At 70.0% G+C, this 21,803-nt stretch carries 22 protein-coding genes; 11 read left to right on the forward strand and 11 right to left on the reverse strand.

The genetic code is table 11. From position 1 onward, the window contains the following. Nucleotides 1-17 precede the first annotated feature (17 nt). Together ACXJKQ_RS02340 and ACXJKQ_RS02345 are read left to right on the forward strand one after the other, a co-directional pair. Nucleotides 18-761 (forward strand): 3-deoxy-manno-octulosonate cytidylyltransferase, encoded by a 744-nt coding sequence (locus ACXJKQ_RS02340; protein WP_457104157.1) that lies wholly within the window; start codon nt 18-20, stop codon nt 759-761. 24 nt (nt 762-785) lie between these two features. Next, nucleotides 786-1,643 carry a prephenate dehydratase gene (locus ACXJKQ_RS02345; RefSeq protein ID WP_457104158.1) on the forward strand — a complete coding sequence of 286 codons (858 nt, stop codon included), beginning with the start codon at nt 786-788 and terminating at the stop codon, nt 1,641-1,643. A gap of 4 nt (nt 1,644-1,647) precedes the next feature. Here the strand turns inward: ACXJKQ_RS02345 and ACXJKQ_RS02350 are convergent, their stop codons facing one another. Further along, nucleotides 1,648-2,373 (reverse strand): tyrosine-protein phosphatase, encoded by a 726-nt coding sequence (locus tag ACXJKQ_RS02350; protein ID WP_457104159.1) that lies wholly within the window; start codon nt 2,371-2,373, stop codon nt 1,648-1,650. 183 nt (nt 2,374-2,556) lie between these two features. Between ACXJKQ_RS02350 and ACXJKQ_RS02355 the strand changes: the two genes are divergently transcribed. Together ACXJKQ_RS02355 and ppa are read left to right on the forward strand one after the other, a co-directional pair. Further along, nucleotides 2,557-3,063: an N-acetyltransferase family protein gene (locus ACXJKQ_RS02355; RefSeq protein WP_457104160.1), complete on the forward strand. Its 507-nt coding sequence runs from the start codon at nt 2,557-2,559 to the stop codon at nt 3,061-3,063. A 111-nt stretch (nt 3,064-3,174) separates the two neighbouring features. Continuing rightward, on the forward strand, nt 3,175-3,708 hold the full coding sequence (gene ppa, locus ACXJKQ_RS02360) for an inorganic diphosphatase (protein ID WP_020092642.1): 534 nt from the start codon (nt 3,175-3,177) through the stop codon (nt 3,706-3,708). A gap of 39 nt (nt 3,709-3,747) precedes the next feature. On the opposite strand, the gene ACXJKQ_RS02365 is transcribed toward ppa, so the two are convergent. Beyond that, the gene (locus ACXJKQ_RS02365) at nt 3,748-4,281 is read right to left on the reverse strand and encodes a gamma carbonic anhydrase family protein (RefSeq protein WP_457104161.1); all 534 of its coding nucleotides are present in this window, start codon (nt 4,279-4,281) and stop codon (nt 3,748-3,750) included. A gap of 164 nt (nt 4,282-4,445) precedes the next feature. Here ACXJKQ_RS02365 and ACXJKQ_RS02370 point away from each other — a divergent pair, with 164 nt between their 5' ends. Further along, nucleotides 4,446-4,724, forward strand: a complete 279-nt coding sequence (locus ACXJKQ_RS02370) for a hypothetical protein (RefSeq protein WP_457104162.1) — start codon at nt 4,446-4,448, stop codon at nt 4,722-4,724. Between the two features lie 620 nt (nt 4,725-5,344). Here ACXJKQ_RS02370 and ACXJKQ_RS02375 read toward each other — a convergent pair. Beyond that, nucleotides 5,345-5,860 (reverse strand): META domain-containing protein, encoded by a 516-nt coding sequence (locus tag ACXJKQ_RS02375; protein ID WP_457104163.1) that lies wholly within the window; start codon nt 5,858-5,860, stop codon nt 5,345-5,347. Nucleotides 5,861-6,081: 221 nt separating this feature from the next. Between ACXJKQ_RS02375 and ACXJKQ_RS02380 the strand changes: the two genes are divergently transcribed. The 4 genes from ACXJKQ_RS02380 to ACXJKQ_RS02395 all read left to right on the forward strand — a co-directional run bounded on the left by ACXJKQ_RS02380 (nt 6,082) and on the right by ACXJKQ_RS02395 (nt 8,760). Then, the gene (locus ACXJKQ_RS02380) at nt 6,082-6,405 is read left to right on the forward strand and encodes a helix-turn-helix domain-containing protein (RefSeq protein WP_457104164.1); all 324 of its coding nucleotides are present in this window, start codon (nt 6,082-6,084) and stop codon (nt 6,403-6,405) included. 176 nt (nt 6,406-6,581) lie between these two features. Beyond that, nucleotides 6,582-7,319, forward strand: a complete 738-nt coding sequence (locus tag ACXJKQ_RS02385) for a PIG-L deacetylase family protein (protein ID WP_457104165.1) — start codon at nt 6,582-6,584, stop codon at nt 7,317-7,319. Continuing rightward, the gene (locus ACXJKQ_RS02390) at nt 7,316-7,912 is read left to right on the forward strand and encodes an SAM-dependent methyltransferase (protein ID WP_457104166.1); all 597 of its coding nucleotides are present in this window, start codon (nt 7,316-7,318) and stop codon (nt 7,910-7,912) included. The genes ACXJKQ_RS02385 and ACXJKQ_RS02390 overlap by 4 nt, the downstream gene beginning before the upstream one ends. Then, nucleotides 7,909-8,760, forward strand: coding sequence for a glycosyltransferase family 2 protein (locus ACXJKQ_RS02395; protein WP_457104167.1), 852 nt, complete (start codon nt 7,909-7,911; stop codon nt 8,758-8,760). The genes ACXJKQ_RS02390 and ACXJKQ_RS02395 overlap by 4 nt, the downstream gene beginning before the upstream one ends. Nucleotides 8,761-8,871: 111 nt before the next feature. Here ACXJKQ_RS02395 and ACXJKQ_RS02400 read toward each other — a convergent pair whose 3' ends face one another. From ACXJKQ_RS02400 to ACXJKQ_RS02435, 8 genes are all read right to left on the reverse strand, one after another. Then, nucleotides 8,872-9,843: an HpcH/HpaI aldolase/citrate lyase family protein gene (locus ACXJKQ_RS02400; protein WP_457104168.1), complete on the reverse strand. Its 972-nt coding sequence runs from the start codon at nt 9,841-9,843 to the stop codon at nt 8,872-8,874. 187 nt (nt 9,844-10,030) lie between these two features. After that, a complete protein-coding gene (locus ACXJKQ_RS02405; protein WP_457104169.1) occupies nt 10,031-12,781 on the reverse strand; it encodes a phosphoenolpyruvate carboxylase in 2,751 nt (916 codons plus the stop codon). Between the two features lie 218 nt (nt 12,782-12,999). Next, on the reverse strand, nt 13,000-13,890 hold the full coding sequence (gene sucD, locus ACXJKQ_RS02410) for a succinate--CoA ligase subunit alpha (protein WP_457104170.1): 891 nt from the start codon (nt 13,888-13,890) through the stop codon (nt 13,000-13,002). A 14-nt stretch (nt 13,891-13,904) separates the two neighbouring features. Beyond that, complete coding sequence (locus ACXJKQ_RS02415; RefSeq protein WP_457104171.1) at nt 13,905-15,098, reverse strand: malate--CoA ligase subunit beta; 1,194 nt, start codon at nt 15,096-15,098, stop codon at nt 13,905-13,907. Between the two features lie 308 nt (nt 15,099-15,406). Next, complete coding sequence (fchA, locus tag ACXJKQ_RS02420) at nt 15,407-16,048, reverse strand: methenyltetrahydrofolate cyclohydrolase (protein WP_457104172.1); 642 nt, start codon at nt 16,046-16,048, stop codon at nt 15,407-15,409. Nucleotides 16,049-16,062: 14 nt separating this feature from the next. After that, entirely contained in the window at nt 16,063-16,926 is an 864-nt protein-coding gene (locus tag ACXJKQ_RS02425; protein WP_457104173.1) for an NADP-dependent methylenetetrahydromethanopterin/methylenetetrahydrofolate dehydrogenase, read from the reverse strand. Between the two features lie 210 nt (nt 16,927-17,136). Continuing rightward, nucleotides 17,137-18,081: a D-2-hydroxyacid dehydrogenase gene (locus ACXJKQ_RS02430; protein ID WP_457104174.1), complete on the reverse strand. Its 945-nt coding sequence runs from the start codon at nt 18,079-18,081 to the stop codon at nt 17,137-17,139. Between the two features lie 103 nt (nt 18,082-18,184). Next, nucleotides 18,185-19,393, reverse strand: a complete 1,209-nt coding sequence (locus ACXJKQ_RS02435) for an aminotransferase class V-fold PLP-dependent enzyme (RefSeq protein WP_457104175.1) — start codon at nt 19,391-19,393, stop codon at nt 18,185-18,187. A 517-nt stretch (nt 19,394-19,910) separates the two neighbouring features. Here ACXJKQ_RS02435 and ACXJKQ_RS02440 point away from each other — a divergent pair. Together ACXJKQ_RS02440 and ACXJKQ_RS02445 are read left to right on the forward strand one after the other, a co-directional pair. After that, nucleotides 19,911-20,726, forward strand: coding sequence for a UDP-2,3-diacylglucosamine diphosphatase (locus ACXJKQ_RS02440; RefSeq protein WP_457104176.1), 816 nt, complete (start codon nt 19,911-19,913; stop codon nt 20,724-20,726). A gap of 10 nt (nt 20,727-20,736) precedes the next feature. Continuing rightward, on the forward strand, nt 20,737-21,783 hold the full coding sequence (locus ACXJKQ_RS02445) for a glycosyltransferase family 4 protein (RefSeq protein ID WP_457104177.1): 1,047 nt from the start codon (nt 20,737-20,739) through the stop codon (nt 21,781-21,783). Nucleotides 21,784-21,803 lie beyond the last annotated feature (20 nt).

The raw sequence follows: 21,803 nt of genomic DNA on the forward strand, positions 1-21,803 counted from the left end.
TCCGGATCCGAATCTCGATGTCTGATCCCCTGGTCCTGATCCCGGCCCGCCTCGCCGCGACCCGCCTGCCGAACAAACCGCTGGCCGACATCGCCGGCGAGGCGATGATCGTCCATGTCTGGCGCCGGGCCGTGGAGGCCGGGATCGGCCCCGTGGTGGTGGCCACCGATACCGCCGAGATCGCCCGGACGGTCGAGGCCGCGGGCGGCCTGGCGGTGATGACCCGCGCCGATCACCCGTCGGGCTCCGACCGCCTCGCTGAGGCGCTCGACATCGTCGATCCGGAGGGGCGCCACGACGTGGTCGTCAACGTCCAGGGCGACCTGCCGACCATCGACCCGGCGATCATCGGCGCCTCCGTCCTGCCGCTCGCCGACCGCACCGTCGACATCGTCACTCTCTGCGCGCCGATCACCGACCCGCACGAGGCCGACAACCCCAACGTGGTCAAGCTCGTCGGCCACAGGGTCGGCCCCGGGCGTCTGCGCGCCCTGTATTTCACCCGCGCCCGCGCCCCCTGGGGCGAGGGACCGCTCTGGCACCATATCGGCCTCTACGCCTACCGGCGCACGGCCCTCAGCCGGTTCGTGGCCCTGCCGCCCGGCGAGCTGGAGGTGCGCGAGAAGCTCGAGCAGCTGCGGGCGCTCGAGGCCGGCATGCGCATCGACGCCGCCATCGTCGACGACCTACCGCTGGGCGTCGACACCCCCGCCGACCTGGAGCGCGCCCGCGCGCTGCTCCAGAGCCGGCGCCTCAACTGACACGACGAACGAATCCTGACCGCCATGACCGACCGCACCATCGCCTATCAGGGGGAGCCCGGGGCCAACTCGCACATCATCTGCGCGGAGGCGTATCCGGACTGGACGCCGCTGCCCTGCCCGACCTTCGAGGACGCCTTCGCGGCCGTCACAGAGGGCCGGGCGCAGCGGGCGATGATCCCGATCGAGAACTCGATCGCGGGCCGGGTCGCCGACATCCACCACCTGATCCCGATCTCGCCGCTGCACATCGTGGCCGAGCACTTCCTGCCGATCCACTTCCAGCTGATGGTCCTGCCGGGCACGGGCATCGAGGCGCTGAAGAGCGTCCACAGCCACGTCCACGCCCTCGGCCAGTGCCGCCGGATCATCCGCCGGCTGGGCCTGAAGGCGGTGGTCGCCGGCGACACCGCCGGGGCCGCCCGCGAGATCGCGGAGATCGGCGACCCGAGCCGCGCGGCGCTGGCGCCGGCGCTCGCCGCCGGGGTCTACGGCCTCGACATCCTGGAGCGCGATGTCGAGGACGAGGCGCACAACACCACGCGCTTCGTGGTGTTCTCCCCCGAGCCCGATCCGGTCGCCGCCGGGACGGGGCCGTGCGTCACGAGCTTCGTGTTCCGCGTGCGCAACATCCCCGCCGCCCTCTACAAGGCGCTCGGCGGCTTCGCGACCAACGGCGTCAACATGTCCAAGCTCGAGAGCTACATGGTCGACGGCGAATTCACCGCCACGCAGTTCTACGCCGAGGTCGACGGCCATCCGGACGATCCGGGCCTCAGCCGGGCGCTGGACGAACTCGGCTACTTCTCGCGCGAATTGCGGGTGATCGGCACCTACCCGGCCCATCCCTTCCGCGAGGTGGCGCGCCCGGCGGCCGAGTAGGCCATCACTCCCGCCGCAGCACCCGGTCCACCGCCAGGTCCGACCAGAAGCCCGGTCGGAAGTCGCGCTTGAGCGCCTCGGGATCGTAGACGGTCTCGACCCAGGTCAGGAAGTCGAGGCCCTTCGCCTCGCCCTCGACGCGGTATCGGGCGAAGAACGCGTCGAGGATCCCGGTCTTGGCGAAGCGGAGATGGCCGTAGCGGGCCGAGAGCTGACGGGCCGCCTCGGCCACCGGGCGCCCCTCATGCAGGATCAGGTAGAGGGCCGAGGCGAGGCCGGCCCGGTCGGCGCCCGACTTGCAGTGCATCACCGCCGGGTACTCGATCCCGGCGAAGAACGCCTTCGCACCGAGGATGGTGGCCCGGTCCGGCGCCTCCCGGGAGCGGAGCACGAACTCCACGAGCGTGAGTCCGTGACGCTCGCAGGCCTCGCGCTGCAGTGGCCACGACCCGTGCTCCCGCCCGCCGCGCAGCGAGATGACGGTGCGGACGCCCTCGGCGCGGAAGCGAGCGAGCTGGTGCGGGCCGGGCTGCGCCGAGCGCCAGAGCCCGCCCGAGCCGACGCGGTGCCGGTTGAGATAGGCGAGGCGGAAGACGCCGTGGTCGATCAGCAGCATGTTGGCCCAGGCCCTCAGCCGATCGCCGGGACCGGAGATCGGCCGCTCGAAGCGGGCGATGCGGGCCATGCGCCGCGCGTAGCGCGTCTCGGGCTTGAGGAAGCGGTTGAACAAAGCCGTACTGCCGAGGGAACGAGCCCGGGCTCTATCAGCCGCCCGACAGGCCGGCAATTCGCGGGCCGGCGGCGGCTGCGCGCGGGCGGCGCCGTTCTTGCCTTCACTCTGCCTGGATCGGCATCGAACCTGGGCGAACCGCGCGGGTTATCCGCCGGTCGGACGACGGGAGGCCCGAAGCCCATGAGCACGCGCACCACGAGCATCCGTCGAGCCCGCGAGGCCGATCTCGGCGGCTTGTCCAAGGTGTTCGATGCGTCGTGGCGCGAGGCCTATCGCGGGATCATCCCGGGCGTCGCCCTGGAGCGGCTGATCGCCACCCGCGACCGGGCCTGGTGGCAGGGCGCCCTGCGTCGCGGCCGGCCGATCGCCGTGGTCGAGACCGGCGACCTCGTGGTCGGATACGCCGCCTACGGTCGGACGCGCAGCCGGGCGCTCGGCACCGAGGCCGAGATCGACGAACTCTATCTGCAGCCGGAGTACCAGGGCGTCGGCCTTGGTCGGCGCCTGTTCCGGGCGGTGCGCAACGATCTCGCGGATCACGGCCTCGCCCGGCTCGGCGTCTGGACCCTGGAGGACAACGACCGGGCCGGCGCCTTCTACGCAGGGCTGGGCGGGCTGGCCGGACCACGGGCGCTGGACCGCGCGGCCGGGGTGCCGCTGCCCAAGGTCGGCTACCTGTTCGGCTGACGTTTTTCGGCACTCGTTGCCAGGCCGCAACGTCGCCCGATTTGCTTTGCGTAGCCGCGCCTCTAAGAGATCCGGGAAGCGGACGAGACCGCATTCCGGAAGCGATACGCCATGAAGATCGACGCCATCCCGCTCGGCAAGAAGCCGCCGCACGACGTCAACGTGATCGTCGAGGTGCCGCTCGGCGGCGAGCCGATCAAGTACGAGATGGACAAGGAATCCGGCGCCCTCGTCGTCGACCGGTTCCTCTACACGCCGATGTTCTACCCCGGCAATTACGGCTTCATTCCCCATACCCTGTCGGGCGACGGTGATCCCTGCGACGTGCTGGTGGCCAACACCCGCGCCGTTCTGCCGGGGGCGATCATCAGTGCGCGTCCCGTCGGCGTGATGGTGATGCAGGACGAGGGCGGCGAGGACGAGAAGATCATCGCGGTTCCCTCCCGCCACCTGACCAAGCGCTACGACCGGGTCGAGAACTACACTGACCTGCCCGATATCACGATCCAGCAGATCCAGCACTTCTTCGAGCACTACAAGGACTTGGAGCCCGGCAAGTGGGTCAAGTTCGTCCGCTGGGGCGACAAGGAAGAGGCCCACCGGCTGATCGAAGAGGCGATCGAGCGCGGCAAGGCCAAGAAGTAAGCGGCCCGGCCGCCCCCGCCGGGGCGCGGCCGATCGCGCTCAGCCGTCGATGCGGCGTAGCCCGGCCCTGTAGCGCCGGGCATTCTCCACGTAGCGCAGGGCCGCCTGCCGCAGCCCCTCCACCGCGGCCTCGTCGAGGGTGCGCACGGCCTTGGCCGGCGCCCCGACGATCAGGCTGTGATCCGGAAATTCCTTGCCCTCGGTGACCAGCGCGTTAGCGCCGATGAGGCAGCCGCGGCCGATCCGGGCTCCGTTCAGGACCGTCGCCCCCATGCCGACGAGGCTGCCTTCGCCGATGGTGCAGCCATGCACGATCGCGCCGTGGCCGATCGTGACATCGCTCCCGATCGTGAGGGGAAAGCCGGGATCGACGTGCATGATCACGCCCTCCTGGACATTGGTGCGGTCGCCGATGCGGATCGGCTCGTTGTCGCCGCGCAGGGCCGCGCCGAACCAGATCCCGACATCGAGGCCGAGATGCACGCGGCCGACCACCTGCGCGTCGGGCGCGATCCAGACCCGGTCGGGGTCGGCGAGATCGGGGACGTGATCGTTGAGGGCGTAGAGTGGCATGCTGGCCTTTCACGAGGGATCGGGGGCGGGCTTCACGGCCGCGCGTTCCGGCCGGGATCACAACAGACGACGACCATCGCCTGTCGCGGGAATGGTACGGCGCATCCAGGCTGCCAATGCTAGGCAGTCTCCGCAAGCGGCGAAGGCCGGGATTGGAAACAGCGATGGCGCGGCTCCCGGCCCTGATCGGTCTGACGGTCCTCCTGCTCACGCACGCTGCCGGGGCGGCAGATCTGCGGGCGGTTGCGCCGCGCGGCGCATTTCGTGCCACCTGCGAGGATCTCGGGACCTTCTGCTTCGCCGATGCCTGTGGCGGCGACCAGATCGCGGCGGCCCAGGGCTGCCGGGCGCAATGTCCCAGCGCGGCGATCCTCAGCGTCGTCCCGGCCGCCTGCCGGTTGCCCGAGGCCCGAACCGTCACGGTTCTCCGGCGGCGCGGCTAGGCTTCCCTCCGGACACGGTCGCGGTCGCGACGGAGCCCGGGATAAAATTCCGGCCTCTGCGGCAACGAAACGCGGCGCGCGGCATTGACCGTTCTCGAACAGTTGAACGACCAGGACGCGGACAGATGCTCGCAGATGCGCGCGATGCCCGCCGGCGCAGCCGGCTGACAAGCGATCTTCGTCCGCCCGAGGCGGGTCTGAATGCCGACCCCGTCCTGTATGGCGTGGCTGCAGGCCTGGCGGCCCTGTTTCCGCCGGTGGCGTCGCGGGCGCCGGCTGCCGCGGACCCGCGCGATCCCGAAGAGGCTGGCCGGTCTCGAGACAGGGGCGGCATCCGGTAATCCGCAGCGCCGACGCCCGCCTAGGATGCCAGCCGCGCGAGAAGGAGAAGCGTCGCCAGAGCCGGCGCTGCGGTGGCAAGCCACAGGGCGCCGGGATGGAAGCCCGCGGGTCCCGAGAAGCGCCCGATCCTCGCCGTTGCACGACGCGGAGGATCCCCGCGTCCGATACCGATCCCGACTGGCATCCGTGGCCTCCCCGACACACGAGGAGTGAGCCCCGACGGCCGTCAAAGGCTCCTGAATCGGCGTCCGGCTTCGTGCGGCGTGGTGAACCGGTCCTTAAAGGGCGCGGTCGAACTTCAGCTCGCCGTTCGGGCTCTTGAGCACGAGCTGCGAGCCGACGAGATCCCACACCGCCGCGGTGCGCAGGGCGACGAAGAAGGCCTGTTCGGCCGCGGCCAGCCCCTTGTCGCAGCTCTTCTTGGTCAGCGCGAGCGGACCCACGGCGATGTGCTGCTCCTTGAGCGGGAACGCGGTGGCCGCGAAGGTGTTGCAGCCGCCGTAGCCGCGGGCGCGGTACTGCTTGTCGATGATGAAGCTCGGCCGGTCGCCGCCGGCGAACGGCTTGCCGTTGATGCTCACGGCCGTCCAGGTCGAGTCGAGCGGGAAGATCTTCTCGCTGGCCTTGTTCCCCGGCACGTATTGCGGCTTCTTTTCCTCTTCACCTCCGGGGCGGCGGTTCCCCCGCCCGAAGCCCGTGGGCGAGCCGCCCATCTGGGCCTGCGCCTGCGTCGCTGCGGACAGGTCCATGGCCAGCACGGCACACGCCAAGCTCGCGATCAGCAGCCCTCTCATCGTCCAGTCCCCATTTCGCGCGCACCGCGCGCACAGGCCATCCCGGTTCGGAAGCGCCGCGCAGGCCGCGCAGATCGGCCCCACGCGAGACCGTTCCGAATCTTTGCTCCTGTCGGATGCGACAGGATTTCAGCACAATTATGGTCGCACGCTCCCGAGACCGACCGGAAACGATCGGCCAGCGTGATCGTTGTTGATGATCGCGGAGCGGGAGAGCGGACTTGGCAGGATCGGACGAGGGCGGCCAGAGCGGAACCCAGGCCCCCGCCATGAGCCCGGCTCAGTCGCGGGCGGCCCGGGGGCTGCTCGGCTGGTCGGAGGCCGACCTCGCGGCCAGGGTCGGCCTAGACACGCAGTTCGTGCGCGACTTCGAGGGTGGCTACGGCGATCCGCCGAACGGACAGATCGAGGCCCTGCGGAGCGCCCTCTGCGCGGCCGGAGCGGTCTTCTCGGAGGCGCCGACGCTCGGCGTCCACCTCGCGGCCCGGCCGGGCGTCGACGAGGGCACCCGCGCCGACGACCTCACCACCGAGAACGACCGCTAGCGTCGGCCGGGACTGTCCGAACGCGCCGCTCATGGCGCGTTCAGCCATCCGAGACGATAGCTAGGGGGTCCGAACCCACGCATCGCTCTGGAGCGTACCGTGACCGATCCCGTCAGCGGCCCCGCGCGGCACCACCCGCCTTCCGTCGCCACACCGAGCGGGACGGAGGCCCGCTGATGCGCGCCGATGCCTTCCTGGCGGCCGCCGAGGCGTTGCCTCTGGCGACCCTCGACACCCTCGTGGGAAGCGGGGGGCTCGTCGTCGTCGCCCCCCATCCCGACGACGAGAGCCTCGGCTGCGGCGGCCTGATCGCGGCCGCGCGGGCCGCCGGCCGGCCCGTGCACCTCGTCGTGATCAGCGACGGCTGCGGCTCGCACACCCATTCCCGCCTCTACCGGGCGGAGACGCTGCGCGCCCTGCGCGAGGCCGAGACGCTTCGGGCCGTGGCGGTCCTGGGTCTCGCGGCCGAGGCGGTCACGTTCCTGCGCCTGCCCGACGCCCATGTGCCGAGCGAAGGCCCGGCGGCCGAGGCGGCCGCCGAAACGGTCGCCCGGGCAGCCGCCGCCTGCGGCGCCGGCGCGGTGTTCGTGACGTGGCGGCACGACCCCCATTGCGACCACAAGGCTGCGGCGCTCATCGTCGCGCTGGCCCGGCCGCGGATGCCGGGGGTGCGGATCTACGAATATCCGGTCTGGGGTTGGACCTTGCCGCCCGAGACCGAGGTCGGCCCGGCGCCCTCAGGCCTGCGCCTGGACGTCTCCGCGCACCGCCAGACCAAGGCCCTGGCGGTGGCGGCGCACGAATCGCAGACCACCGACCTCATCGCGGACGATCCGCAGGGGTTCCGGCTGGAACCCGCGATGATCGACCGGCTCTGCGGCCCCTACGAGCGCTTCGTGGCGGTGCCGGCATGACCCGGCGCAAGCAGACCCTGCCGGACGATTATTTCGCCGGCATCTATGCCAGCGATTCCGATCCCTGGCGCTTCGCGACCTCGCCCTATGAGCGCGACAAGTACGCGGCGACGCTCGCGGCCCTGCCGCGGCCGCGCTACCGGAGCGCCTTCGAACCAGCCTGCTCGATCGGCGTCTTCACCCGCGCCCTGTCCGAGCGCTGCGACCGCCTGCTCGCCGCGGACCTGGTCGCGGCGGCCGTGCAGGCCGCCCGGTCCCGGTGTGCCGACCGTCCCAACGTCGAGATCCGCCAGGGCGCCGTGCCGGCCGACTGGCCAGAGGGTCGATTCGATCTGATCGTGCTGTCGGAATTCCTGTATTTCCTGGCGCCGGCGGATCTCGCCGAGTTGGTGCGCCGGGCCGGGCAGGCGATCGAACCGGGCGGCGACATCGTGCTGGTCCATTGGCTCGGGGAGACCGATTATCCCCATTCGGGGGACGAGGCCGCGGACGGCTTCATCGGGCTGGCCGCGCCCTTCGCCGGGCTCCTCGCTCAGCTCCGGACGGCCGATTACCGCATCGACGTCCTGCAAGCGGGCAGCGTGGCGGGATGAGCACCGCGGTCATCACCCTCAACAAGGGCCGGCGCACCCATCTCGTGCGCCTCCTCGAAGGTCTCGGCCGCGGCACGCCCCCGGATGCGTGCATCGTGGTGGAGATCGACGGCGACGACGCCGCATTCCCGCCTCTGCCCTTCCCGGTCGAGCGGGTGCCGTTCCCGCATGCGGGCCTGCCGCTGGCGGCGGCGCGCAATGCCGGCCGCCGGGCCGCCCGGGCCGATACGCTGATCTTCCTCGACGTGGATTGCATCCCCTCGGCGGATCTCGTGGCCGGCCTGTCGCGGGCGGTGGACGAGCAGGACGGGTTGGTCTGCTGCGAGATCGGCTACCTGCCGGCCGGCGCGGTGGTGGACGGCTGGCGCGAGGCCGACCTGGCGCGCCTCGGGCATCCGCACCCGGTGCGGGCCTTCCCGCCGCCCGGCACGGTGGCGCCCGCCCCGCAGCCTGGCCTGTTCTGGTCGCTCGCCTTCGCGGTGCGCGCCGCGACCTACGACCGGCTCGGCGGGTTCGACGAGGCGTTTTCCGGTTACGGCGCGGAGGACACCGATCTGGCGTTCCGGGCCGACAAAGCCGGCGTGCCGATCCTGTTCCTGGGCGGCCCGCGGGCCTACCACCAGCATCATCCGGGCTACGATCCGCCGCTCCAGCACTTCCGCGACATCGTGGCCAACGCCGACCGCTTCCACGTCCGTCACGGCTTCTGGCCGATGGACGGCTGGCTCGACGGGTTCGCCCGCCTCGGGCTGATCGCGGCGGACCGGTCGAACGGGATCGTCGTGCGCCGCGATCCGACGCGGGAGGAGATGGCGGCCGCGCGTCTGCCGGACGAGCGGCCGTTCTGAGACCGTCCCGACCGTCGGAGGCAGGCCCGCTTCGATCGCCTGCGAGTCGGAATGCGTCGCGCCCGGCCGGGCGCGACGCATCACAGGGCTGAGGCCGTCAGGCCAGGCTCATCACGCCTTCATGGCATCGGCCTTCTCGATCAGCGCCTCGGCCATGCGGATCGAGGCGATGTCGATGAGGCGGCCGTCCAGCGAGACGGCACCGCGTCCGGCCTTGGCGGCCTCTTCCATGGCCTCCAGGATGCGGCGGGCCTTGGTGACCTCGGCCTCGGACGGCGTGAAGACCTGGTTGGCGAGGTCGATCTGGCTCGGGTGGATCGCCCACTTGCCCTCGAAGCCGAGCGCCGCGCAGCGACGGGCCGCCGAGGTGTAGCCGTCCGGATCCGAGAAGTCGCCGAACGGACCGTCGATCGGACGCAGGCCGTAGGCCCGGCAGGCGATCAGCATCCGGTTCTGGGCGAAGAGCCACGGGTCCTGCCAATGGGTCTGGCGGTTGCCGCTTTCGTCCTTGTCGGTGAGCACCGAGAAGTCCGGGTTGACGCCGCCGATCACCGTGGAACGGGCGCGGGTCGAGGCGGCGTAATCCGCCACGCCGAACGACATCGCCTCCAGGCGCTTCGAGGACTGGGCGATCGCCTCGACATTGGCCATGCCGAGCGCGGTCTCGATCAGCACCTCGAAGCCGATCTGCTTCTCGCGCTTCTTGGCCTGCTCGATCTGGGTGACCAGCACGTCGATGGCGTAGACGTCCGCCGGAACGCCGACCTTGGGGATCAGCACCATGTCGAGGCGCGGACAGGCTTCGACGATATCGACCACGTCGCGGTACATGTAGTGGGTGTCGAGACCGTTGATGCGGATCATCATGGTCTTGGTGCCCCAATCCAGGTCGTTGAGCGCCTGGATGATGTTGGTGCGGGCCTTCTCCTTGTCGTCGGGGGCGACCGCGTCTTCCAGGTCGAGGAAGATCACGTCGGCGGACGAGGAGGCCGACTTCTCCATGAAGGTCGGGTTCGAGCCCGGCACGGCCAGCTCGGACCGGTGCAGGCGGGCCTTGGCCTGCGGGATCAGGGTGAAGCTCATGGGTGTTCCTCTCTCTTGGTGACGGTTCTGATGCCGTTGCGGGATGTGGTCCCGGTCATCGGCGGCAAATGGCGCGCGCAGTGGTCGCTGACAGGGCGCGGCTGCACGAATGGACCGGTTTCCCGGTATGGGATCGAAGCCCGGGTTCCCTCTCCCGTGCGGGAGAGGGAGCAGGTTGGACCCTGCCCTATCCGGTCGCCCCGAAGCCGACTGCGATGCAGTTGATCGAGAGCAGCAGGGCCGATTTCACCGCCTCGCGACGGTCCTCATCGGTCTCGGCGCGATAGCGGGCGAGGAGTTCCACCTGCTCCCGGCCGACCTGGTTGATGGTGGGCAGCCGGCCCTTCAACCGGTCGCGGAACAGCGGGAAGCGCTCGGCCAGCTCCGTGCCGCCGCTCACCCGCAGGACCATATCTCGGGTCAGGGCGTATTCGGCCTCGATCATGGAGAAGATCCGGTCGCGGACGCCCGCATCCGGGACGAGCCCCGCATAGGCCCGGGCGATGTCGAGATCGACCATCATCAGCGTCTTCTCGACCTCGTCCAGGACAAGGCGCAGCACGCGGGATTCCTGGAACAGGCGCTTCAGCGCCGCCTCGCCCTCGCGGCCGCGCACGTCGATGAAGCTCGCGAGCCCCGAGCCGACGCCGTACCAGCCGGTGATGACGTGCCGGTTCTGGGACCACGCGAACACCCAGGGGATCGCCCGCAGGTCCGAGAGCGAGCGGGCGCCGAACCGGCGCGCCGGGCGGGAGCCGATATTGAGCAACGCGATCTCGTCCAAGGGGCTCGCGGCCTGGAAATAGTCGACGAGGCCGTCGGTCTGAAGGAGCTGGACATAGGCCGCCCGGGACGCGCCGGCCAAAGCCTCCAGGGCGTCGTCATGGCCGGGACCCGACCGCTCGCCGTCGCCGGCCAGAGCGTGCTCGAAGACCGAGGCCGCCAGCAACTCCATCTGGTAGGCGGCGGTGCCGCGGTTGGCATACTTGAACGAGACGACCTCGCCCTGCTCGGTGGTGCGGAACCGGCCGCGGATCGAGCCCGGCGGCTGGGCCATGATGCCCCGGTGGGTCGGCACGCCGCCGCGGCTCACCGAGCCGCCGCGGCCGTGGAAGAAGGCGATGCCCACGCCGAGTTCCTGACCGAGCCGGGTCAGCTTGCTCTGCGCCTTGTACAACTCCCAGTTGGCGGCGATGAAGCCGCCGTCCTTGTTGGAGTCTGAGTAGCCGATCATCACCTCCTGCACCCCGCCCTGCCACCGGGTCGAGCGGCGCACCACGGGCGTGCCGAGGAGCGCCCGCATGATCGCCGGGGCGGCACGCAGGTCGTCGATGGTCTCGAACAGGGGCACGATCGGCAGCGGGCAGATCTCGGTGCCGGCCGCGTCGAGGAACACCCCCGCCTCCTTGGCGAGCAGGTAGGCGCCGAGCACGTCCTCCACCGAGCGGGTCATCGACAGCACGAAGGCGCCGAAGGCCTCACGGTCCAGGGCCTCGCGCATCTCGGCGACGAGGGCGAAGGTGGCGAGCGTCTCCCGGGCGGCATCCGGCAGATCCTCGAAGGAGCGCTCGGGATCGCGCGGCCGGGCGAGTTCGGTGTCGAGCCATTGCCGCCACGCGGAGGAGCCGAGGGCTGGCGGCTCGGCGTCGCCGTTGCGCTGGCGCCAGAGGGCGTGGAGCGTGTCGGTGGTCCGGGTGGTGTTCTCGCGCAGGTCGAGCCGGACGGTCGAGAAGCGGAAGATCTCCACCATCCGCCGCACCGGGCGGACGAGGTCGCGGGCCAGCGCCCCGCACTTGGCGTCATCGAGGCCGCGCTCCAGCACGCGCAGGTCCTCGATCAACCCGTCCGCGCTGGCATAGTCGGGACCGGACGGGTGCTCGCCTTCGTTGCGGGCGATCGTCGCCTCGACCTTGCGCAGGACGCAGGACAGATACTGGCGATAGGGCTCGCCCGGGTTGCGCCGCGTGATCGCCCGGGCTTGGCCGCTCTCGGCGAGCTGCCGGTCGAGTTCCGCGCGGAAGCTCTCAGGCAGGGGCAGCGAGCGTTCGGTGAGCGACAGGGTGCGCCCCAGCTCGCGCACGCCGTCACGGTAGCGGGTGAGCGAGGCCAGCGCGTTGCGGTGCAGGGTCTGCCGGGTGACCGCCGCCGTGACGTAGGGGTTGCCGTCTCGGTCGCCGCCGATCCACGAGCCGAACTGGAAGAAAGGCGGCACCTTGAAGGTCGTGCCGGGATAGGTCTCGGCGAGGGTTTCCTCCAGGGTCTCCAGGGTCTCGGGCAACATCTCGAACAGGGTCTCGTCGAAGAAGTGCAGCCCCCAGGCCACCTCCCGCTCGACCGTGGCCTTCTCCAGGTGCAGCTCGCCGGTCATCCACACCAGCTCGATCTGGTCGCGCAGCTCGTTCATGAGCCCATTGCGCTCGCGATCGGTCCAGCGCGGCATCTCCAGTTCGCGCAGCACGAGGTAGATCCGCCGGAATTTTTCGAGGACCGTGACCCGCTTGCCCTCGGTCGGATGGGCGGTGAGCGTCGGCCGGATGCGCAGGTCGCTGAGCAGCGCCTGGATCTTCTCCGGGGGAACACCTTGGGCGCGCGCATCGGCGAACACCTTGGCGAAGGAGCCGCCCAGCGCGGCCCGCCCCTCGGTCCGTTCGACGTGGCGGCGGCGGCGCATCGCGGCATTCTGCTCGGCGATGGAGATCAGCTGGAACCAGATGCCCTGCACCTGGAGCGCGCGCGCCAGCATCTGCGGCGAGAAGCGCGAGATGTCGGCCGTCCCGTGCAGCACCGCCTCCAGGTCGGGGTCGTGCCGCCGGGCGACGTCGAGGAGCGCCTGGAACAGGATGTCGAGGGCCTGCTCCGACGACGTGCCGACGATCACCGGCGGCGCGAAGGCGGTCGCATCGGCGAGGCCGGGTGTTGCGTGAAGGGTGCGGGTCATGGGGCCACCTCGTGGCGCAGCGTGTGCGATCAAGCGCGACGTCCCCTCCCCCCTCCGCGGGAGACGGTGACCACCGCGTCAGCGGTGGCCGGGAGTGGGGAGCGCCCGTTCCGGAGAGGTCGCGACGGGAGCCGAAGCCCGCACCGTCGCGCGTCCCCTCTCCCGCCGCGCCTCGGCGGGGCACCCGCCCCCGCAGAGGGGGGAGGGTCGTGATGCGGCTACGCCGCCCGGGCCAGCACGTCGGCCACCGTCTGGCCGAACGAACCCGGATCCGGCGCCACGGTGAGACCGTAGGAGCGCATGATTTCGGCCTTCTCGGCGGCGCTGTCGCCGGCGGCCGAGATGATCGCCCCGGCATGGCCCATCCGCCGGCCCTTCGGCGCGGTCAGGCCCGCGACGAAACCGATCACCGGCTTCGACATGTTCTCGCGGATCCAGGCCGAGGCCTCGGCCTCCTGCGGGCCGCCGATCTCGCCGATCATCAGCACCGCGTCGGTGTCCGGGTCGGTCTCGAACAGAGCGAGGTGGTCGAGGAAAGACGAGCCGTTGATCGGATCGCCGCCGATCCCCACCGAGGTCGAGATCCCGAGGCCGAGTTCCTTGAGCTGCGAGGCGGCCTCGTAGCCCAGCGTCCCGGAGCGGGAGATCACGCCGACATTGCCCGGGAGGTAGATGTGGCCAGGCATGATGCCGAGCATCGCCTTGCCGGGGGAGATGATGCCGGCGCAGTTCGGGCCGACCACCATGGTCCGCCGCTCCTTGGGGTAGCGGTAGAGGTAGCGCTTCACCCGCATCATGTCCTGGGCCGGGATGCCGTCGGTGATCGAGCAGACCAGCCGCAGGCCGGCATCGGCCGCCTCCATGATGGCGTCGGCCGCGAAGGGCGGCGCCACGAAGGTGATCGAGGTCGTGGCGCCGGTGGCCGCCACCGCCTCCTTGACGGTGTTGAACACCGGCAGGCCGAGGTGGGTGCGCCCGCCCTTGCCCGGGGTGACGCCGCCGACGACGTTCGAGCCGTAATCCAGCATCTCCTTGGCGTGGAAGGTACCCTTGTCGCCCGTGATGCCCTGGACGATGATCGGGGTGGTCTCGTCGATGAGGATGCTCATGGCGCGGTCTCCCCTCAGTGCTGCGTCGTGTCGTTGTGGCCCTTGGCGGCGGCGCAGGCGTCGACCGCCTTCTTGGCCGCGTCCGCCAGGGTGTCGGCGGTGATCAGGTCGAGGCCGCTCTCGGCCAGGATCTTCTTGCCGGCCTCCACGTTCGTGCCGGCGAGGCGCACCACGAGCGGCACGTCGATCTTCACCTCCCGGGCGGCCTGGATCACGCCTTCGGCGACCCAGTCGCAGCGGTTGATGCCCGCGAAGATGTTGACCAGGATTGCCTTCACATTGCGGTCGGAGAGCACGAGCCGGAAGGCCGTGGCCACGCGCTCCGGAGAGGCGCCGCCGCCCACGTCCAGGAAGTTCGCCGGCTCGCCGCCCGCGTGCTTGATCATGTCCATGGTGGCCATGGCGAGGCCGGCGCCGTTGACGATGCAGCCGATCTCACCCTCGAGGCCGATATAGCTGAGGTTGTGCTCGGCGGCCTGCGCCTCCCGGGGGTCGCCCTGGGACGGGTCGTGCATGTCGGCGATGCCCGGCCGGCGGAACATGGCGTTGTCGTCGAAGCTCATCTTGGCGTCGAGCGCCAGCACCCGGTCGTCCTTGGTGACGACGAGCGGGTTGATCTCCAGCATGGTGCCGTCGCAGTCGCGGAACGCCCGGTAGGCGTTCATGATCGTCTTCACCGCGGCCGAGACCTGCTTGATGTTGAGCCCGAGCTGGAAGGCGATCTCACGCGCCTGGAACTGCTGCAGGCCGACCGCCGGCTCGACCACCACCTGGATGAGGGAGTCGGGCTCCTTGGCGGCGATCTCCTCGATGTCCATGCCGCCGCGCTGGCTGGCGATGACCCGTACGCGCTCGGCCTTCCGGTCCAGCACGTAGCCGAGGTAGAGCTCGCGCTCGAACGGGTCGGCGGTCTCGACGTAGACCCGCTGCACCGGCTTGCCCTCGGGTCCGGTCTGGTGCGTGACGAGGCGCTTGCCGAGGAGGTCCTTGGCGGCGTCGCGGACCTCGTTGTAGGTCCGGCATAGCTTGATGCCGCCTGCCTTGCCGCGGGCGCCCGCGTGGATCTGCGCCTTCACGGCCCAGAACGAGCCGCCCAACTCGGTCGCCGCGTAGACCGCTTGGTCGGGGCTGAACGCGATGGCCCCTTTGGGAACGGCCACGCCGAAGCTCGCGAGAAGCTCCTTGGCCTGATACTCGTGGACGTCCATTCGGCGTCTCCTCCGCGGTTCGTTGCCGCCGTTGACGCTCACTACTTTAGTTGAGTCGAAAGATTACGCCCGTCAAATTTTTTGATCTCGGGCTTGACGACGACTTTTTCGCAATCGCAGCACGGATCGTATTCGATGCTGCAATGCAGCATACAGAAAAACAACGAGGCCGGGGCATGATGCACCCGGCCTCGACTGTCGATCCGATGTCGGATTGGGTTCGAAGGCGCCGTTGAATTTGGAACGGCTTCAACGGACACGCGCCCGCCCTCCCCCCCTCTGCTGGGGCGGGAGAACCGGGCGACCGCTCAGTTCACCTTCGCCTTCACCACCTCGTAGATCTTCTCGGTCAGGGCGCCCGCCTCGGAAAGCAGGCCCTCGAGCTCTTTCAGCCGCTCGTCGGCGAAGTCCCGGTCCTCGAGCCCCTTGGCGTTGACGTAGACGTTAAGGGCCGCGCTGCGCAGGCCGGCATAGGCGGAGAGCACCGCCACGCCGGCATCCGACACCACGTTGAGGTTTCCCTTGTCGGCGGTGATCGCTGCGAGGTCGATCACCGCGCGGCAGGCCCGGCAGCAGGCGAGCGGCACGTCGCAGGCGGTCTTGAGCGCCGCCTGGATTTTTTCCGCACGCGCGACCTTCTCGTCGTCGGTGGCCTTGGGCAGGCCGTAGGCGCCCATCACGGCGTCAAACGCCTGGACGTCCTCGCCGATCATGCCGGTGAGCACGACCCGCAGCCCCTCCGATTTGGCCAGCACGTCCTTCAGCTCGGCCTCGACCTCGACGTATTTCTTCTTGCCGATGGTGAGGTTGCAGACCATCGACACCAGGGCCGCGCCCATGGCGCCGGAGATCGCGGCCGCGCCGCCGCCGCCGGGGGTCGGGGCGGCGCTCGCGAGCTCCGTCAGGAAGGTCTGGATCGTCGCGTTCTCTGGCTGCTGTGTGTCCGACATGGGCGCCCCTCCGGTCAGGCCATCTTCTTGGCGAGAGCGTAGATCTCCTCGGCGTCGAGCACCTGATCGGTGCTCTCGAAGAGCTGGCCGACGCAGGCCCGGTGCAGCTTGAGCTTCAGGCCGCCGATCCCGAGGGCGCCGAAGGCGTGCTTGCCGTTGCGCTCCTTGCCCTTGTCCATCACGTCGATGCCGCCGATGCCGGTCGGGGGCTGGGCGTTGTAGTCGGCGACGAACTCGATGGACGATTCCTGCGCCCAGGCGGCCTCCGGCAGCAGCTCGACACCGATCGCACCGGCGGTGAACACGAGGTTCGTGCCCTTCACCAGCGCGATGCGGGACGCCTCGTCGGGCGTGGCGGCGGCCTTCACGTTGACCTTGAAGCGCGTGTTGATCTGGTCGGCGGCGGCCTGAGTCTTGTCGAGGGCGCGGCCCGCGATCGTGACCTCGGCGCCTTCGCTGGCGAGCAGCGCCGCCGAGCGCATGCCGACCGGTCCGGTGCCGGCCAGCACGACGGCCTTCTTGCCCTGGAGCGAGCCCGCGGCCTTGGCCACCAGGGCGACGCCCGCGGCGGCCGTGGTGTTCGAGCCGTTGGAGTCGAGCATGACCGAAACGCGGAACGGGCCGAAGAAGCGCTTCTTGACCGCGGTGAACAGCGCCTCGCCGGCCGCCATGCTGCCGCCGCCGACGAAGATTGCGGTCGACTTCTTCTCGGAGCCGCCGCGGGTGTAGATCGTGCCGTCCACCAGCGCGCCGACATTGTCGGGGTTCACGCCGCCGTAGCCGGTGATGTGGTCGGCGCCGCCGTCGTAGCCGACGACCGTGTCGAACACGTTCGGCACGGCATCGGTGTCGAACAGGAACAGCAGCTTCTTCGTCATCTCGTTTCGGACCTTTCCGTCGCGCCTGCGCGGCGCTGTCGCTGAATCTTGGTTGGGTCGATACGGGGACGCGGCCCCTCTCCTCGCCCTTGCGGGGGAGGAGCCGGAGGTGGGGGTGGTTCAGGATCGAGCGGCGCGGCGCTCGCTGCGCCACCCCACCCCTACCCCTACCCGCATGGGGGAGGGGAACGCCCGCCATAGATCCTGAGGTTAGGCCTCGACCACGTTCTGCGGCTTGCCCGCCACGAACGCCTCGACGTTGTCGACGAGCTGATCGGCCAGGATCTGCATCGCCTCCTTGCTCGCCCAGGCCACGTGCGGCGTGACGATCAGGTTCGGCAGGTCGGCCTCGCACAGGATGTTGCCGTCCTTGGGCGGCTCCTGCACCACCACGTCGAAGCCGGCGCCCGCAATGGTGCCGTCCTTGAGCGCCGCGAGCAGCGCCGCCTCGTCCACGAGCCCGCCCCGCGCCGTGTTGATGAGGATGGCGCTCTTCTTCATCTTCTTGAGTTCGGCGGCGCCGATCATCCCCTTGGTGTCGGGGGTCAGCGGCACGTGCAGCGTGATCACGTCGGACTGCGTCAGGATCGTCTCGAAGTCGACGAGCCCGTCCTGCGGGAAGACGTCGTAGGCGAGAACCTTCATGCCCAGCGCCTCGGCCCGCTTGGCGATGGACTTGCCGAGCGCTCCGTAGCCCACGATGCCGAGGGTCGAACCGGCGATGTCGTAGATCGGATAATCGAAGTAGCAGAACTGCGTCGACTTCGCCCAGTCGCCGCGCCGCACCGAGTTCGCGTAGGGCACGATCGCCCGGCGCAGGGCGAACATCAGCCCGACCACGTGCTCCGGCACGGTGTTGAAGGCGTAGTTGCGGATGTTGACGACCGTGATGCCCTGGGCCTTGGCCTGGGCCTTGTCGACCACGTCCGTGCCGGTGGCGGCGACCGCGATCAGCTTCAGGTCGGGGAGCTGCTTCAGGGTCTCGGCCCGCATCGGGACCTTGTTGATCAGCGCGATCTCCGCCCCCTGGAGGCGGGAGACGGTGTCCTCCGGCGTCCAGGTCGAGTCGTGCTCGACGTATTCGTGCGGGAAGTTGAACGGTCGAACCCTGGCGTCGAGGGATTCACGGTCCAGGAATACGATCTTCTTGGTCATAGGACCCCTCTCGGACGACGGGCAGTTTCCTCGATAGTCTTGTTCTTACTTGCGCGTCGGGGCGGGTCCGGCAACCCGGTCCCGCCCCGATCGCGTGCGCCGATTACGCCTTATGCAGCGGATTCTCGCGCAGGTAGCTGGAAGCGGCCGCGACGCCCGAGCCCGGCGTGACCTTGATGCCGCAATCGATCATGGCCATCTCGGCGCCCGCGATGGCGCCCAGCAGCGACAGTTCGTTCAGATCGCCAAGGTGACCGATGCGGAACACCTTGCCGGCGACTTTCGACAGGCCGGCGCCCAGCGAGAGGTTGTAGCGCTCGTAGGCGTGGGTGATCACCTTGGCGGCGTCGGCGCCCTCCGGCACCACGATCGCCGTGACCGTGTCGGAGTTCCACTTCGGCTCCTTGGCACAGGGCTTGAGGCCCCAGGCCGCCACCGCCTGGCGGGTCGCCTCGGCGAGCACGTGATGGCGGTGGTAGACGTTCTCCAGCCCCTCCTCCTTCACGACCTGCAGAGCCTCGCGCAGGCCGTAGAGCAGCGGAAGGACGGGGGTGTAGGGGAAATAGCCGGTGGCGTTGGCGGCCAGCTGGTCCTTCCAGGCGAAGTAGGCGTGGCCGAGCCGGTCGTTGCGGCCGGTGCCGCCCTCGGCGATCTTGAGTGCCTTCGGGCTGATGCAGATCAGGCCGAGGCCGGCCGGCAGCATGAAGCCCTTCTGCGAGCCCGCGATGGCGCAATCCACCTTCCAGGCGTCCATCTCGAACGGCAGCGAGCCGATCGACGAGATGCCATCCACGAACAGCAGCGCCGGGTGGCCGGCGGCGTCGATCGCCTTGCGCACCGCGCCGATGTCGCTGGTGACGCCCGTGGCGGTCTCGTTGTGGACGACCATGACGGCCTTGATCTTATGGTCCTTGTCGGCGCGCAGGGCCTCCTCGATCTTCTGCGGATCGGCGCCGGTGCCCCACTCCTCCTCCTGGACGACGACGTCGAGGCCGAGGCGCTGAGCCATGTCGACCCAGAGATGGCTGAACTGGCCGTAACGGGAGGTCAGCACCGTGTCGCCGCGGCAGAGGGTGTTGGACAGGGCCGACTCCCAGATGCCGGTCCCCGAGGACGGGAACAGGATCACCGTCCCGTTGGTCGAGCCGAACACCATCTTGGAGTCCTGCAGGAGCGGCTTCACGAGCTCGGGGAAGCTCGGCGACCGGTGATCCTCCGACGGCACGTGCATGGCGCGCAGGACGCGGTCCGGGATGTTCGTGGGGCCGGGAATGAAAAGGTGGTTGCGACCGGGGCGCCGGGTTGCGGCCATGATGTTTCCTCCGAAAAGTTCATTGCGCGCGGGCGTGAACCCGCGCCGGGTTGTTCAAGTGTCCTCGGGAGTCGGTCCGGCGCACCGGAGCCGGCTTGCGCCGCGCCCCCTCGAACGCCTTCCTCTGCCGTAAGTCGGGGGGCGCAGCGGAGCGGCAGGCGGCCTCACGCCGCTCGCGTCGCGGCACGCCCCCGCGCACCGGTCGCCTCCGAAATGCCGTCCCGTCCGACGGCCCCAGGGCCGTCCTCGCCGCCTTCCTGTCAATGTCCGGCCGAACTCGTGTCGAGCCGCCGGTTCCTGGTATTATGAGGCGGTGGAGCCGGAAAGGAAAACCGGAAAAACTTCCGGAACTTGGCAAAAAAATTTTTTGTGCGTCGCAACGAAGCCGATCCTGGGTTGAGAGCCCCTGAGGCGACGGAGGTTCGGCGCGACCGCCGCGCGCACAACCCGCGTCATCAAACTGAGACGTGATCCCGGTCAGGTTTCCGGCACCGTACAGCCGCCGGGAGAGGGTGCCGTGGCCGAGGTTGAGGAGATGCCGGTTCGCGTGCGGACGCTGTTCCTGTCCGACCTGCATCTCGGCACGCGCGGATGCCAAGCGGGCCTGCTGCTGTCGTTCCTGAAGGATTACGACGCCGACACGATCTACCTCGTGGGCGACATCGTGGACGGCTGGCAGTTGCGCTCCGGCTGGTACTGGCCGCAGGAGCACAACGACGTCGTGCAGAAGTTCCTGCGCAAGGTCCGCAAGGGCGCGCGGATCGTCTACCTGCCGGGCAACCACGACGAGTTCCTGCGGGACTACGTCGGCACGAATTTCGGGGGCATCGAGCTGGCCGAGACCGCGATCCACGAGGCCGCGGACGGCAAGCGCTACCTCGTGATCCACGGGGACCAGTTCGACATGGTGGTGCGCCATTCGCCCTGGCTCGCCCATCTCGGGGACGGCGCCTACACCCTGGCGCTGACCCTCAACACCCTGATCAACAAGGTGCGGCGGCGGCTGGGCCTGTCCTACTGGTCGCTGTCGGCCTGGGCGAAGCTGCGGGTGAAGAACGCGGTGAGCTTCATCGGCCGGTTCGAGACGATCCTCGCCGAGGAGGCGCGTCGCCAGGGTGCCGACGGCGTGATCTGCGGCCACATCCACCACGCGGCGGACCGGCCCATCGGCGCATTGCGCTACCTCAACACCGGGGACTGGGTGGAATCCTGCACGGGGCTCGTAGAGCACTACGACGGCCGCATCGAGGTCCTGCACTATCCGAGCCTCCTGCGGGCGCGGACGGCCGAGGCCGTGCCCCAGACTCTGCCGGGCCGGCGCGCCGTGGCTTGAGGACACCGCCGTGAAGCTTCTGATCGCCAGCGACGCGTGGCATCCCCAGGTGAACGGCGTCGTGCGCTCCCTGGAGCAGATGGTCCGCCGCGCCCCGGACCACGGCTTCGAGACGGCGCTGCTCTCGGTGGCGGATTTCCGCTCGCTGCCGCTGCCGGGCTACCCCGAGATCCGCCTCGCTTACGCGGGCCGCGAGCGGGTGGCGGCACGCTGGCGGGCGGAGCGGCCGACCCACGTGCACATCGCCACGGAAGGGCCGGTCGGCCTCGCGGCCCGGCGGCACTGCCTAACCCACGACCTGCCCTTCACCACGAGCTACCACACGCGGTTTCCGGAATACCTAGCCGCCCGTGCGCCGGTGCCGGAGGCGTGGTCCTACGCCTACCTGCGCCGGTTCCACAGTGTCGCCCGGGGCACGATGGTCAGTACCGCCTCGCTCCAGGACGAATTGTCGGCCCGGGGCTTCCCCCGGCTGATGCGCTGGACCCGGGGCGTCGATACCGGGCGCTTCCGCCCCGCCGAACCCAAGGATCCGCCGCCCGCGGACCTCGCCGGCCTGCCCCGGCCGCTTTTCCTCTATGTCGGGCGGCTGGCGGTGGAGAAGAACGTCGCGGCCTTCCTCGGCCTCGACCTGCCGGGGACGAAGGTCGTAGTCGGCGATGGGCCGGACCGGGCGCGGCTCCAGGCCCTGGCGCCCGGGGCGCGCTTCCTGGGCACCCGCACCGGCGCGGACCTCTCGGCGGTCTACGCGGCCTGCGACGCGTTCGTGTTTCCGAGCCTGACCGATACGTTCGGCATCGTGCTCTTGGAGGCCCTGGCCAGCGGCCTGCCGGTGGCGGCCTTCCCGGTACCGGGTCCCAACGACGTCGTCGGCGGGACGGAGGTGGGGATCCTCGATCGGGATCTGCGCGCCGCCGCGCTGGCGGCACTGGGCCTGTCCCGTGCCGCGTGCCGGGCCGAGGCCCTCCGCTGCGGGTGGGAGGTGAGCGCGCGGCAGTTCTTCGTCAACATCATCGAGGCGCATGGCGGCGCGCGGAGTGCCCGGGATGCCGCCTGACGCGTGACGGCGCCCGTCCG

The organism is Methylobacterium sp. P5_C11, assembly GCF_054049775.1.